The sequence below is a fragment of the Hymenobacter sp. HD11105 genome (assembly GCF_054051685.1).
This window is the reverse complement of the sequence record NZ_JBSWBR010000006.1, coordinates 162,441-176,864: the sequence shown is the minus strand read 5'-3', so window position 1 is coordinate 176,864 and position 14,424 is coordinate 162,441. Positions and strand designations below refer to the sequence as shown.

Here is a 14,424-nt window from a genome sequence, read left to right as displayed (position 1 = left end):
GCTCCTACTGCCTTGATCCTGAGTGCTCGGGACCTTTTTGCCAAAATAAAATAATTCTTCTATTCTTTAATTCCTTCTGTAATTCCTTAGATTGTCAAAATTTCAGCCTCAGTGATACTTTATTCAAAGATTCACATCAGGTGATTTTTCATTGGCGTTTCTACAGTTTACTTCCAGCAATTACTAAGCTTCCCGCCCTGTCTCTAGTAAGCCAGTAACATTAAATTTTTTACTACCTACGGCCTTTTGCATCCGCCGCCGTTGTTGCCGTGTTTACTCGTCCTGCTTTCTCACCCACATCTATCGTTAACCCCTTAATTCTCTAGCCTTGCTTCTACTTAACTAGTCATATGCTAAGTGCTTTACCTATCGCGGCTGTGGGCCGACTAGGTTCTATATTAATGACCATTCTGCTAGTTTCGCAGCAGGCTCTAGCTCAAGGTGATACTCCCGCAAGCGTCACTGGTCGAATTCGTGCAGCCACGGAGGGTACACCTGTATCATTCGCTGCTGTTACCCTACATCGGGCATCCGACTCGCTGGCCGTCAAAACTGAATTTAGTAATGAACAGGGAGCGTTTCGGTTGGAGCAATTGGCTGGGGGCCCTTTTTTACTTTCTGTAACAAAGATTGGCTTCGTACACTACTGGAGCTCACCATTTGAACTGCTGGCTGGGGGGCAAAATTTCCCCGCAATTCCCTTACAGGCAAGTGCTGCTACACAGTTGGCAGAAGTAAAGGTATTAACGCACAAACCGCTGTACGAGCGCTTAGCTGATCGCACCGTAGTGAATGTGGAAGGCTCGACGCTAGCCGCCGGCAACACTACCTTAGACATTCTTAGCCGGGCGCCGGGCATGATGATAGATGGCAGCGACAACCTTACGCTGCGCGGGCGCCAAGGCGTATTAGTGCTTATTGATGGCAAGCGCCAACCCATGACGGGCGCTGAGCTAGCAAACTACCTACGATCCCTGCCGGCGGAGCAAATCTACAGCATAGAGCTAATTACCAATCCACCAGCAAAATACGACGCCCAAGGTGGGGCCGGCATTATTGCTATTAACCTGAAGAAAGATCAGAAGCTCGGCACCAATGGCTCCGCGAATGCCAGCTACGGTCGGGGCCAGTATGGCAAATTTGTGGGAGGTGGTGCGCTAAACCATCGCAGCAAAAAGCTGAATCTCTTCACGTCCTATACTTATGCTATTCGGGAAGGCTTTCAGAACTTAGACTTTCAACGGGCTTATCGCTCCGACGGTATGCTGCGGAACACCACTAATCAACAGAATGACCTGCGCAACCAGCCCGAGTCCCACACTTGGCGAGTTGGTGCAGACTACAATCTATCTAAGCATACTGTGCTTGGAGCTGTGGTTAGCGGTCTGTACCTACGCAATCCCAGCTTTGCCACCAACAACATTTATTTAACAGATGCCCAAGGTCAGCAGTATAATAGCTTTAGCGCTACCAATGACCGGGTGCTCGAAACACCTAACGTAGCTGCTAGCCTCAATCTGAAGCATAATTTTGGTAATTCTACCGGCAGCCCCGAATTAAGCCTAGACGCAGATTATGCAAGCTACGGTACCAACCGAAAGCAAGCTTTAACGACTTTTTTCGATGCCGAGCCCAGCCGCCCTAGTGTTCTGCTTAACGGCACTCAGGACGGCGAGTTAACTATTCAATCGTTGAAAGTTGACTACATCCGCTCGCTGCCACGCAAAACCCGGCTGGAAACTGGCGCCAAAGCAAGCTATGTAAGCTCTGATAATGATATAATGTTTGTCAATGTTATAGACGGCATCGTTACCCCCAATCTGAACTTGACGAACCGTTTTCACTATAATGAGAATATCAACGCCGCTTATGCCACGTTAAGCCGCGTCAGTTCTAAATTTACCTTTACAGCTGGACTGCGTGGAGAGCAAACGAACGTACACGGTCGTCAGGAAGTGGGAAATGAAAAATTCGACCGCAACTATTTTCAGCTCTTCCCCAGCGCTAAAATAGAGCGTTCTATCGCGCCAGATCATGACTTAGCTCTTTCCTTAAATCGTCGCATCAACCGGCCGACGTATAATCAGCTCAACCCATTTCGCTCATTCGTCGATGCTACCTCCTATCGAGCCGGTAACCCTAGCCTGCGTCCTGAGACTAGCTACAATATTGATATAGCGCACACCTTTAAGCAGAAATACACCACTAGTCTGAGCTATGCTCACACTCGGCGGGTCTTCGTTAATATCGTTCAGCCCGACATTAGTGCCCCCTTGCTTATCGTCAGCCGGGATGAAAATTTGCGAGCCCAACATTACTATGCACTCACCCTTACCGCGCCAATAGAACCGTTAAAAGGCTGGAGCATATACAATAATGCTGTCGTTTACTATGCCCACTTCGACGGCGCTTTAGCGGGCACGCTGCTAAGCCGGGGCCGCCTCGCTTACCAAATAAGCAGTAACAGTACAATCAATCTGGCCCACAACTGGTCTTTTGATTTGAGTGCCAGTTATCAGTCGCGGGAGCAGTATGGATTTCAGGATTTACGGCCGGTCGGACAGGTTGCGGCGGGAGTGCAGAAAACCTTTCTAGCTAAGAAGGCCACCATGCGTTTTAACGTAACCGATATTTTCTATACTACCCCAGTACGCGTGACTTCCACCTACGATAATTTTGTGGAAACCTTTCGCTTGGCCCAAGACTCACGCGTAGCTACGCTTGCCTTCACTTATCGCTTTGGCAACGAGAAATTGCCCCCCACACGGCGCCGTCAGAGCGGCGCAGAGGACGAAAAGCGTCGGGCCCAGTAACGGAAGTTATCCTTATAAGACTGTTAAAAAGTCCTTCTTCAAGGGCAGAACTACCGCGTATTGACAACTCTAGCAGTCAGTTAAGTCTAATGACTTATAATGTCAACACTTAGCCCTCGCGCTAGCCTGTCAACTATACCTTCTTAGTTACTAATATAAAAGCGGGCTCTCATAAATGAGTTCTAATACATGACTGTATGCTCATGACCTGCTCCCTTTGCTATACTAGATTATAAATCTAACACCTACTAAACCACGTACTGCGTTGATTTGCCTTATAAATGTAGTTATATTGTGTTTTAATATTAATATTTATATACATGTTTAGCTTTACCGCGGCGTTTTAAATGGAAGGTCAGGCATAAATCCACACAGATTATAATATTTATTATAGTTTATGAGTCATAAATTGAACTATTATTCAATTTAACACATAGCTTTGCTACATATATTTATTGTAATTATTGTCTATAAAATATGCAATGAATAATAGAATTAATGCAAACTGGTTAGTTATTAAAGTTGTTATTCTGGACGTAGACGGAACACTCTATGATCAATTGCGGCTACGTAAGAAAATGGCCTATGCCTTAGCCGCTCACTATAGTATGCGCCCTTGGCGGCTACGAGAAATGCTTATTCTTCATCACTTTAGAGCTGAACGAGAGAAACGATCTGGCTATACAGGGGGTGATTTAGAAAACGCTCAATACATCTGGTGTGCTGACAAGGGCAATAATTCACTTGATAAAGTAAAACGGGTTGTAAATCAATGGATGTTCACCTTTCCGAACCAGTATTTGGCCGATTGTACCTATCCGGGTGTAAAAGGCTTCTTTGCTGAACTCAAAACCAGAAACATCAAGATTGCAATCTACTCAGATTATAAGGCTCACGATAAGTTGCAGGCGATGGGGCTGGAGGCGGATTTAGTTGTTAGTTCAACTGATCGAGAAGTAGACCGCCTCAAGCCAGATCCTAAGGGTTTGCTTTACATCGCCAACGAGCTACAGGCGAAACCGCAGGAATGCTTATTCATTGGCGACCGGCAGGAATTAGATGGCGAGTGCGCTATAAATGCTAATATGCCCTATTTAATAGTAGACAAAAAACCATTCACTTCCTTCGATTTCTATCAACACCTCGTAAATACACTTCCACCCATACTACCCACCTAAGCACACCCATTATGAATAACTCTTTAACTATGCAGGGAGATGAAAGTAGCGAAGCCACACTAACAAGCAATGCTGCTGGTGTTAGGGACTATATAGCCCTAACGCGTCCAGACAATTGGGTAAAAAACATATTCATGATTCCGGGGGTACTTTTCGCCGGCATAGTTTATGCAACGCCACTTACAACAACCTTATTCCTTAAAGTTTTTATTGGAGTAGTAAGCACTTGTTTAATTGCTTCAGCAAACTATGTAATAAATGAGTACCTAGATGCAGAATTTGATAGATTCCATCCTTTAAAAAAAGCTAGAGTATCGGTAGTTCGAGTCGTTAATCCAGCAATAATATACTCTCAGTGGCTTTTGCTGGCTATCCTAGGCTTAAGTCTAGGTTATATGATTTCTATTCCTTTCGTTCTAGTATCTGCTTTTTTACTGTTCATGGGTATTATGTATAATGTACGCCCGTTTCGCACTAAAGACAGAGTTTATCTAGACGTTTTGTCTGAATCAATTAATAATCCGATTAGATTTATTCTTGGATGGTTTATTGTAGCACCAGCAATAAAAGCAATCAATTTAGATGTACTATCCTTCTTCAACGTATTACCTCCATCTAGTATTCTTGTAGCATATTGGATGGGCGGTGCTTATTTAATGTCTACAAAGCGCTTTGCCGAATACAGGTTAATTAGCAACCCCGAATTAGCTGGTCTTTATCGCAAGTCTTTTAAGCGATACACAGAGCATAGTTTGCTTATTTCAATGTTTTTTTATGCGATTACGGCTGCATTTTTTCTAGGAATATTTTTAGTCAAAAATCGAATAGAGTTACTCGTCAGCTTTCCGTTTTTCGCTCTTCTATTTTCGTGGTATTTAAAAATAGGTCTCTTAGAGGATTCTCCAGTGCAAGGGTCGGAAAAGCTATATACCCACAAATGGTTTATGCTTTATGTGGTCTTATTCTCTTTACTTTTAATGGGGTTAATGTTCCTAGATATACCTTGGTTGCATCAACTACTCCAGGATCATTACAATCTAAATAAATAAGTTAATCTAGGTTTACGCGCACGCTATTTAGCGCATTTATGCTACTACTCGAACCTTTAGCGTTTACTCATAGCGCCCAGCAACTACAAAGAATTCAACAATTGCCATCTAGCTTCACGAATAAGAGGTACCAAAAGCTTGCACTTGTTGCAGTCATTGTACTAGGCATACTATTTCGCTTATTCCATTTCTTTCATAACCGTTCGCTGTTTATTGATGAGTTATATTTAGATGTAAATATAATAAAGATGACTTTCTGGGAGTTAGCAACTCTCCCTTTCGAATATGAGCAAAAGGCACCTATTGGCTATTTGTGGGCAGCCAAATTGTTTGTAATTTTATTTGGCAAGGGAGAAAAAGCATTACGCTCCTTTTCCCTCATCTGTGGCATAAGCTCTTTATTCTTATTTATACCCGTAGCGCGCTTTTATTTGAAATCATGGGGCGTAGTACTGGCCGTCGGCATCCTATCACTAGGCTGGACATTTATTTATCATTCAGTAGAGGCTAAGCAATATAGCACGGAGTTATTCGCGACTATACTAGCGTTATTTCTCTACATCCGATATCACAAAGCAACCGATGCTGTATCTCTTGTTAAATGGGGAATACTCGGGGGGGGTTTGTTGTGGTTTTCCTTTTCACTAATCTTTATATTAGCGGGGGTGGCTGGTGCTATCAGCTTGAATGCTTTGTTCACGAAGCAATGGAAGCGACTTCTTGTCTATATGCTTCCTTTTTCTTTATGGGCAATAAGTTTTTGCATTATTTATTATTTATTTATAAGTAAATACCAGCAATCTGGTTGGCTAATTGATTTTTTCAAAAAGATATACGACGGCTTTATGCCTTTACCCCCTACCTCCCTTTCAGATGTAGCTTGGTTTATTCGCACGCCGTATTCTATGCTTCACCATCCACTTGGCTTGCTATTAAATCTTGATGGGGATATAGCGACTTCGAATGCGCGCTATGTACTTAAGCTGGGTTGGCTTTCCGTGTTCTTCATAGCTCTTGGAATGTTTACGCTATTGAAAGAAAATAAGGTTAGACTCTTCATTTTGTTCTTACCAATAATCATTACTTTTTTAGCTTCTGGCTTTAAATTTTATCCGGTATATGGGCGCTTCGTTCTATTCCTTACTCCGCTGATTATTATATTTCTTGCAGTTGGAGTAGAGAGAATTAGTATATACTTTTATAATACAAGAGCGATTTACTGCTTAACAGGTGTATTTCTAAGTATAGTAGCAATTAATTCTATACGCCAGGTCATTACACCTTCTTTACTCAGCGGAGCCACTGAACGAGAAACCATACTTTATGTCAATGATAACTTCGAGGAGGGCGATGCAGTGTACATATTTTGGAATATGCGACATGCTTATGGCTATTACAAAGAAGCTTACAAATTAAAATATATAGCCACCCAGGCTAGTTATGTTAAAAACATCTCAACGAGTGCAGAAGATTACATAAAAAACTTATCTCAGGACTTCGAAAACTTTAGAGGAAAAAAAAGACTTTGGTTTGTCTATGACCCTAATAACGTTAATCATATTGGAGACTATGTTGGTCAGCCACAATGGTATCATGACAAAGACTTTCATGCTGAGCAATTAATAGAAAAAGAATTTTTCAAATTTGGCAAAAGGATAAAGCATATTTGCAACAAAAAAAATGGTTTGTCAATCTCGCTTTTTGAGCTAAGTGAACCTGAAGAAACTAAACCAGCTGAAAACAACAAATAGCTGAAAAACAAAAAATGAGAAGGGCAGCCTTGTATGGCTGCCCCTCTCATTTTTTTAATAGTAGTGACTCTAATCAACTACCCTTAGGGCTGAGCGTTACGAATGGAATGATTACTTCTTCCAGCGAAATACCTCCGTGCTGAAACGTGTCCTTATAATAGTTCACGTAGTAATTGTAGTTATTGGGGTATGCAAAGAAGTAGTCACCTAACGTGAAAACGTAAGCCGTGCTTACATTTTCGCGGGGCAGGAAGATGCGCTCCGGTTTGCGTACCACGTATACATCTTTCTCTGTGAAACCCAGATTTTTTCCGTGCTTGTAACGCAGGTTTGTATTTGTGTTTCGGTCGCCCACAATTTTGAAGGGGCGTTTTACTCGAATCGTGCCGTGGTCGGTGGTGATGATCAGTTTGCCTTTCTTATCCGCAATCTGCTGGAGCATTTCGTAAAGGGGCGAGTGCAAAAACCAGGAGCGCGTAAGCGAGCGGTACGCTGATTCGTCGCCGGCCAGCTCGCGAATCATGGCCATGTCGGTGCGGGCATGAGACAGCATATCTACAAAGTTGTAGACAATGACGTTGAGCTTATGGTTGTTATGCAGGTTGCTTATTTTTCCTAGTAAGTCCTTGCCCGCCTGCAGGTTAGTGACCTTGTTGTAGCTGAACTTATACTTCTGATTGGCCTTCTGAATCATGATTTCCATGAACTCGGCCTCGTTTAGGTTTTTTCCTTCGTCGTCGTCGTCCGTTACCCACAGGTTGGGATACTTCTTCTGGATGTCGCCGGGCATCATGCCCGAGAAGATGGCATTACGAGCATAGGCCGTGGTAGTAGGCAAAATGCTGTAGTACATTTCCTCGGTGTCCACGGTGAACATTTCAGCAATGATGGGCTCCAGAATCTTCCATTGATCGTAGCGAAGGTTGTCGATGAGGATAAAGTACACGGGCGTATCGCCGGTTTCTTTGAGCAGCGGAAATACGCGCTTTTGGAATAGCTCGTGCGACATCAGCGGAGCATCATCTACTTCCTTGTTTACCCACTCTTCATAGTTCTCCATGATGAACTTGGAGAAGTAGGTATTGGCCTCATCCTTCTGCATATTGAACACGTCGGCCATGCTCTTGCCTTCCGTTTCATCAATTTCTAACTCCCAGTATACTAGCTTTTTGTATACGTCGGCCCACTCTTGAGGAGAAAGACGGTCGCCGAGCTGCATGCCCAGTTGGCGGAAGTCACGCTGGTAGCCGGTGTTGGTACGCTCGCTCACTAAGCGCTTATTGTCCAGCACTTTCTTGACGGAAAGCAGAATCTGGTTGGGATTTACTGGTTTAATGAGGTAATCGGCAATTTTGGAGCCGATTGCCTCCTCCATAATGTGCTCTTCCTCGCTCTTGGTAATCATAATGACGGGCACCGTGGGACGGGCCGCCTTTATTTCGGACAGGGTTTCGAGGCCGGTGAGGCCGGGCATGTTCTCGTCGAGGAATACGATGTCAAAGCTTTGCTCAGCTACCTGCTCTATGGCATCGGCGCCGCTATTTACGGGCGTCACGTCGTAGCCGCGTTCTTTGAGAAAGAGAATATGAGGCTTGAGTAGATCTATTTCGTCGTCGGCCCAGAGGATGTTGTATCGTTGCATAAGGGTACTTAAGGGAAGTGTATCGCTTGAGTGACATAGACAGCAGAACTGCCTATAGGATTAACCAGAAGCCTGAGGCTCCCGACGACTAACGCCTTACAACTGAAGTTTCGTCAGTAGCTTTACTCCCAATCTGCCAAATTTGATTTTAAAAATTCAGACAACACTATTCTTTTGCCCCCCAGCTCATCTATAACGAAGGCCAAATGAGTTAGTTCTGGTTTCCGGAGACGTTCGCCCAGCCGGTAGCCAGCAACAACTCACGACGCATTTATTTTAGCCGAGCGGTAACTCAGAACTCGTCTGGGGGCATTTTCTGATCTCTGCCACGCGAAACTGCGGCTTCGCGGTCGGTCCACCATCCATCAACTACCCGTTGATGTACCTGCCCTGATGAACAAAAAAAAGATATTCAACGACCCGGTGTATGGCTTTGTAACAGTGCCTACCGAGTTACTGTTCGATTTGATAGAGCATCCGTATTTCCAACGTCTGCGCCGTATACAGCAGCTCGGACTCACGGGGTTTGTTTATCCGGGGGCCTTACACACGCGCTTTCATCACGCACTGGGGGCCATGCACTTGATGAGCATGGCGCTACGAACGCTCAAAGATAAAGGAGTACAAATCTCGGCGGCCGAGGGACAAGCGGCTTTAGCGGCAATTCTGCTGCACGATATCGGTCATGGCCCCCTCTCCCACGCTTTGGAAACGGCTATTTTTGATGAAGTGCCCCACGAACAGCTTTCTCTTTACTTGATGCAACGCTTGAACGCGGAGCACAACGGGGCGCTGGATCGGGCTATTGCCATTTTTCAGGGCAGCTACGCCCGGCCATTTTTTCACCAATTGGTGAGCAGCCAATTGGATATGGACCGGCTCGATTACCTGAATCGGGACTCCTTTTACACGGGTGTGCAGGAAGGAAGGCCTGGCGCTGACCGGCTTATCAAGATGTTGACGGTGGTAAACGAGCGCCTGGCGCTGGAGGAAAAGGCCATTTATTCGGTGGAGAATTTTCTGGTAAGCCGCCGCCTTATGTATTGGCAAGTGTATCTGCACAAAACGGTCACCAGCGCCGAGCAGATGGTTATTCGCATTGTGCAGCGGGCGCGCGACCTAGTTCGCACTGGTCACAAAGTGGAAGCCAGCGCCGATTTGCACTTCTTCCTCTCGAAGCCCGTCACGCTGCATGACTTTGAGAAAGACGATACCATTTTGCAACGCTTCGTGCAGCTCGACGACCATGACATTTGGGGCGCGGTTAAATGCTGGGCTACCCACCCCGACCGGGTGCTGAGCTACCTCTCGCGCAGTTTGCTCGACCGGCGCTTGTTTAAAATAATCTTGCAAACAGAACCGTTTGAAGAAGAGATGAAGGCAGGCGTAGTCGAATTAATTGCGGAACATTTCAATTTGCCCCCCAACGAGGCTAGCCAACTCATGCTTACCGGTCGCATCAGCAATAATGCCTACGACGCTGACGGTAAAGACACGATTGATGTATTAACTAAGTCGGGCCGAGTAGTGAACGTGGCTGAGGCCTCTGATTTGCCCAATATTCGGGCTTTGGGGCAAAGGGTAGAGAAACATTATATCTGTTATCCAAAAGAAATAGCGCAATGAGAAGCAGGTATTTGTTGGCTATTGGTGGGCATATGCCAGCCATATTACAGCACCAGCCTGCCTGCGCCGCGAGTGCCACCATTTCAAGCTCAACTATTCACCAACTGAATTTATCTATTTTTGCCCGATGGAATTTACTGTAGGCCAGATAGCCGAAGTACTGAGTGGCGCCGTTGAGGGCGACGCGACTCAGCGCATTGACCGGCTGGCAAAAATTGAAGAGGCACAAGCCGGTTCTCTGGCTTTCTTAGCTAATGCCAAGTACGAGCCTCATTTATATACCACCGGTGCCTCCGCAGTTATTGTGAGTCGGACGCAGGCCTTGCGGCAACCCGTGGCCTCGGCCCTTATCCGCGTCGATGATCCGTACTTGTGCTTTAGTCGCTTGCTCGAGTTTTATCAGCAGACAGCCCGCACCGGCCGGCGGGGCGTTGAGGAGCCCGCTTTTCTGGGCGCGAACTCTACAATTGGCGAAAATCATTACCGGGGGGCATTTTCCTACATCGGTGAGGGCTGCACCATCGGGCGCGATGTGCTAATTTTTCCGCATGCTACTATCGGCGACCGGTGCCGCATCGGCGACGGCACGATCATCTATGCAGGAGCTCATATTTATGCTGACACCGTTATTGGCGCCCGCTGTACTGTGCACGCGGGTGCGGTGATTGGTTCGGATGGCTTCGGATTTGCCCCCCAGCCTGACGGCTCGTACCGCACAATTCCGCAAATCGGCAACGTAGTACTGGAAGACAATGTGAGCGTTGGAGCCAATACCACTATCGACTGCGCTACGATGGGTTCAACGATTATCCGTGAGGGCAGCAAGATTGATAACTTGGTGCAGGTTGCTCACAACGTCGAAATTGGGCGTCATACAGTAGTGGCCGCTCAGACTGGCATTTCCGGCTCGACCAAAATCGGTGATTTCTGCGTGCTGGCTGGCCAGGCTGGGTTGGCTGGTCACCTGACTCTGGCAAACCGCACGACCGTAACGGCGCAATCGGGGGTTGGCAAGTCAATCAAGGAAGAAGGCCAGTTTTTGCAGGGCTCTCCGGCGTTCAACTTACGCGACAGCTTACGTGCCAACGCTATTTTTCGGCATCTGCCCGAAATAGCGCGTCGCCTTGATGCGCTGGAAAACAACGCAAGCGCGGCAGAAAAGTCCTAGCTTTGTCCCTCCAGATATCAGGTGCCAGTTGCTAGTAGTTGTGCTTAAGCAATAACTAGCTGCCGGACCGGGTTCCTCTTATTCTTGCATTTGATAGTGCCATCTTTCCAGCTTCTAGCTTTCCGCTTCTAGCTCCTCTAATGAACGACAAGCAACATACGATTAAGTCGCCGGTTACCGTGAGCGGCATTGGCCTGCATACTGGCGTAGTGGCAACAATGACCTTCTGCCCGGCTCCGGTCAACCACGGATACAAGTTTCAGCGCATCGATTTGCCCGGCAAGCCCATTGTGGACGCCGACGTAGACAACGTAGTAGACCTCTCACGCGGCACTACCATTGAGCAAAACGGCGCCCGTGTAAATACCGTGGAGCACACGCTGGCAGCCTTAGTTGGGTTGCAGATTGATAACGTCCTCATTCAGCTCGATGGCCCCGAGCCGCCCATCATGGATGGTTCTTCGTACGAGTTTATTAAGCCCTTGCAAGAAGCAGGTTTCGAAGAGCAGAATGCGCTGCGCAACTATTTCGAGATTCCAGAGAGCATTCGCTACGTAGACCATGCCCGCCACGTGGAACTGGCCGTGTTGCCCCTACACGACTACCGGGTAACGGTAATGGTGGATTACAACTCGCCAGTGTTGGGCTCCCAACACGCCACGCTTACTGATATTACCCATTTTGCCACCGAAATTGCTTCCTCCCGCACGTTTTGCTTTTTGCACGAGTTGGAAGCCCTTTACAAGCAAAACCTGATCAAAGGTGGCGACCTGAGTAACGCCATTGTGGTGGTAGACCGCGTGGTAAGCGAAACTGAGCTGCACGACCTGGCCGAAATGCTAGGTAAGCCCAAAGTGGCTGTTAAAAAAGAAGGCATTCTGAATAATGTCGATCTACGCTACAAAAACGAGCCAGCCCGCCACAAGCTACTTGACCTAGTAGGAGACCTGGCCTTAGTAGGTCGGCCGCTAAAAGGCCAGATTTTGGCAGCCCGGCCTGGCCACGCAGCCAACGTAGCTTTTGCTAAGAAGATCAAGAAGAAAATGATGGAGGTGGACTCCGCGCCGGTTCCTACCTACGACCCGAGCCGTGAGCCCGTGATGGACATCAACAAGATTTCCGCCACGCTCCCCCACCGCTACCCATTCCTGCTCATCGACAAGATCATTCACCTCGACGCGACTACCGTGACGAGTGTGAAGAATGTGACGATGAATGAGCAATTTTTTCAAGGTCACTTCCCCGGTAACCCTGTGATGCCTGGCGTCATTCAAATTGAGGCCATGGCTCAAACGGGCGGTATTCTGGTGTTGAACACAGTGAAAGACCCCGAGAACTACTGGACGTATTTTCTCGGAATTGAGAACTGCCGTTTTCGAAAAAGGGTAGTTCCCGGCGACACTATCATCTTCAAATGCCAGCTGCTTGCGCCCGTTAAGCGAGGTATCGCCAAGATGAGCGGCAAGGCATTTGTGAACGGTAAAGTAGTGATGGAGGCTGAAATGAGTGCCGCCATTGTTCGCAAAGATGCCTAGACTACAATTATCAGTTATCAATTACCATTTAACAGAGTTGGGCTTCACTAAAAGGACCGCAGATCAAGTTAAGTAGCATTGATAATTGTTAGATGTTAATTGCTAATTGAATCAAATGAACCAGCCCCTCGCCTATATTCATCCGGAGGCTAAAATTGCGCAGAATGTAGTAGTAGAGCCATTTACTACTATTGATAAGGACGTGGAGATTGGCGAGGGCACCTGGATAGGGCCCAATGTGACCATCATGCAAGGCGCCCGTATCGGTAAAAACTGCAAGATTTTTCCGGGTGCCGTTATTGCCGCTGTACCGCAGGATTTGAAGTTCGCGGGTGAGAAGACCACCGCGCACATCGGTGACAATACGGTGGTACGGGAGTGCGTAACCGTGAACCGCGGCACCGTGGACCGGCTACGGACGGTGGTAGGCGCTAACTGCCTGCTCATGGCTTATGTACACGTAGCTCACGATTGTATTGTGGGTGATAACTGTGTGCTGGCCAACTCCGTGCAGCTCGCGGGCCATGTGGAGATTGGTGATTATGCCATTGTGGGTGGCATGTCGGCGGTGCATCAGTTTGTAAAAGTTGGGCCACACACTATGATTTCGGGGGGCTCTCTGGTTCGTAAGGATGTGCCGCCTTTCGTGAAGGCCGGGCGTGAGCCGCTGACCTACAGCGGCATTAATTCCATTGGCTTGCGTCGGCGTGGCTACTCCGATGTTAAAATCGGGGAGATTCAGCAGCTCTACCGCCTGCTGTTTCTGAGCAAGCTCAACAATGCCGACGCCCTGGATAAAATAGAGTTGGAGCTTTTACCCTCGCCTGAGCGTGATGAGGTAGTTAACTTCGTGCGCAATTCCGGCCGCGGAGTTATCAAAGGCTATTCGCGCAGTAACAACGGCACTGATTACTAGCACTGTATGCAGATTCAGGCTACCGGGCTAGGCAAGCGTTTCAATCGCGACTGGATCTTTCGGAACCTGACTCATACTTTTCAACCGGGTACGGCCACGGCTATTCTGGGTCCAAATGGGGCGGGTAAAAGTACGCTGCTCAATACCCTGTCAGGCCAGCTTCTCCCGACCGATGGCACGCTGGCTTACACGCTGAAAGGCCGGGAAGTGGCGGTGGAGGATATACCTGCTCAATTAGCTTACTGCGCGCCTTATCTGGAGCTGATTGAGGAATTGACACTAAGCGAACTGCTGCACTTTCATACCCGTTTCAAGCCGCTTAAACCAGGCCTAACCAATAAGGCGTTGATTGAATTGCTTTACTTGGAGAAGTCTCGCCATAAGCTCGTGCGCGACTTTTCTTCCGGCATGAAACAGCGCCTCAAGTTGGGTTTGGCCCTTTATAGTGCAGCCCCTCTACTCCTATTGGACGAACCAACTACTAACCTCGACCGGACGGGCGTGGCTTGGTACCAGGAACATATACGAGCTACTGCAGCCGGACGATTGGTGCTCGTAAGTTCCAACGTAGCGGAGGAATACGACTTTTGTCAAGAGCAACTGGATGTAACGAGCTTCGGAGCTAAGGTGGCTCGATGAACCAAAAATTCTCTAAGGTTCAAGCATCCGTTGCCACTCCCAGTGTGGAGGACAAGCTCAACGTAAGTCTATTGGAAGCTGAGCGGTAGAAAAGTAAACAACGAAAA

General features: G+C 47.3%; 10 protein-coding genes. 9 read left to right on the top strand and 1 reads right to left on the bottom strand.

Annotation, left to right across the window (positions count from 1 at the left end):
* Positions 1 to 401: 401 nt before the first annotated feature.
* The 4 genes from ACW9KT_RS17550 (at position 402) to ACW9KT_RS17535 (ending at position 6,791) form a co-directional block, all read left to right on the top strand.
* On the top strand, positions 402 to 2,813 hold the full coding sequence (locus tag ACW9KT_RS17550) for an outer membrane beta-barrel protein (RefSeq protein WP_457082768.1): 2,412 nt from the start codon (positions 402 to 404) through the stop codon (positions 2,811 to 2,813).
* A gap of 482 nt (positions 2,814 to 3,295) precedes the next feature.
* Positions 3,296 to 3,991 carry an HAD family hydrolase gene (locus ACW9KT_RS17545; protein ID WP_457082766.1) on the top strand — a complete coding sequence of 232 codons (696 nt, stop codon included), beginning with the start codon at positions 3,296 to 3,298 and terminating at the stop codon, positions 3,989 to 3,991.
* A gap of 11 nt (positions 3,992 to 4,002) precedes the next feature.
* On the top strand, positions 4,003 to 5,040 hold the full coding sequence (locus ACW9KT_RS17540; protein ID WP_457082764.1) for a UbiA family prenyltransferase: 1,038 nt from the start codon (positions 4,003 to 4,005) through the stop codon (positions 5,038 to 5,040).
* A 38-nt stretch (positions 5,041 to 5,078) separates the two neighbouring features.
* Positions 5,079 to 6,791: a hypothetical protein gene (locus tag ACW9KT_RS17535; protein WP_457082762.1), complete on the top strand. Its 1,713-nt coding sequence runs from the start codon at positions 5,079 to 5,081 to the stop codon at positions 6,789 to 6,791.
* A 73-nt stretch (positions 6,792 to 6,864) separates the two neighbouring features.
* On the opposite strand, the gene porX is transcribed toward ACW9KT_RS17535, so the two are convergent.
* Positions 6,865 to 8,433 (bottom strand): T9SS response regulator signal transducer PorX, encoded by a 1,569-nt coding sequence (gene porX, locus ACW9KT_RS17530; RefSeq protein WP_457082760.1) that lies wholly within the window; start codon positions 8,431 to 8,433, stop codon positions 6,865 to 6,867.
* A 393-nt stretch (positions 8,434 to 8,826) separates the two neighbouring features.
* Between porX and ACW9KT_RS17525 the strand changes: the two genes are divergently transcribed.
* The 5 genes from ACW9KT_RS17525 to ACW9KT_RS17505 all read left to right on the top strand — a co-directional run bounded on the left by ACW9KT_RS17525 (position 8,827) and on the right by ACW9KT_RS17505 (position 14,317).
* Positions 8,827 to 10,059: an HD domain-containing protein gene (locus ACW9KT_RS17525; protein WP_457082758.1), complete on the top strand. Its 1,233-nt coding sequence runs from the start codon at positions 8,827 to 8,829 to the stop codon at positions 10,057 to 10,059.
* A gap of 127 nt (positions 10,060 to 10,186) precedes the next feature.
* Entirely contained in the window at positions 10,187 to 11,227 is a 1,041-nt protein-coding gene (gene lpxD, locus ACW9KT_RS17520; RefSeq protein ID WP_457082756.1) for a UDP-3-O-(3-hydroxymyristoyl)glucosamine N-acyltransferase, read from the top strand.
* Between the two features lie 140 nt (positions 11,228 to 11,367).
* Positions 11,368 to 12,762, top strand: a complete 1,395-nt coding sequence (locus ACW9KT_RS17515) for a bifunctional UDP-3-O-[3-hydroxymyristoyl] N-acetylglucosamine deacetylase/3-hydroxyacyl-ACP dehydratase (protein WP_457082754.1) — start codon at positions 11,368 to 11,370, stop codon at positions 12,760 to 12,762.
* Between the two features lie 115 nt (positions 12,763 to 12,877).
* On the top strand, positions 12,878 to 13,678 hold the full coding sequence (gene lpxA / locus ACW9KT_RS17510) for an acyl-ACP--UDP-N-acetylglucosamine O-acyltransferase (protein ID WP_457082752.1): 801 nt from the start codon (positions 12,878 to 12,880) through the stop codon (positions 13,676 to 13,678).
* 6 nt (positions 13,679 to 13,684) lie between these two features.
* The gene (locus ACW9KT_RS17505) at positions 13,685 to 14,317 is read left to right on the top strand and encodes an ABC transporter ATP-binding protein (protein WP_457082750.1); all 633 of its coding nucleotides are present in this window, start codon (positions 13,685 to 13,687) and stop codon (positions 14,315 to 14,317) included.
* Positions 14,318 to 14,424: the final 107 nt, after the last annotated feature.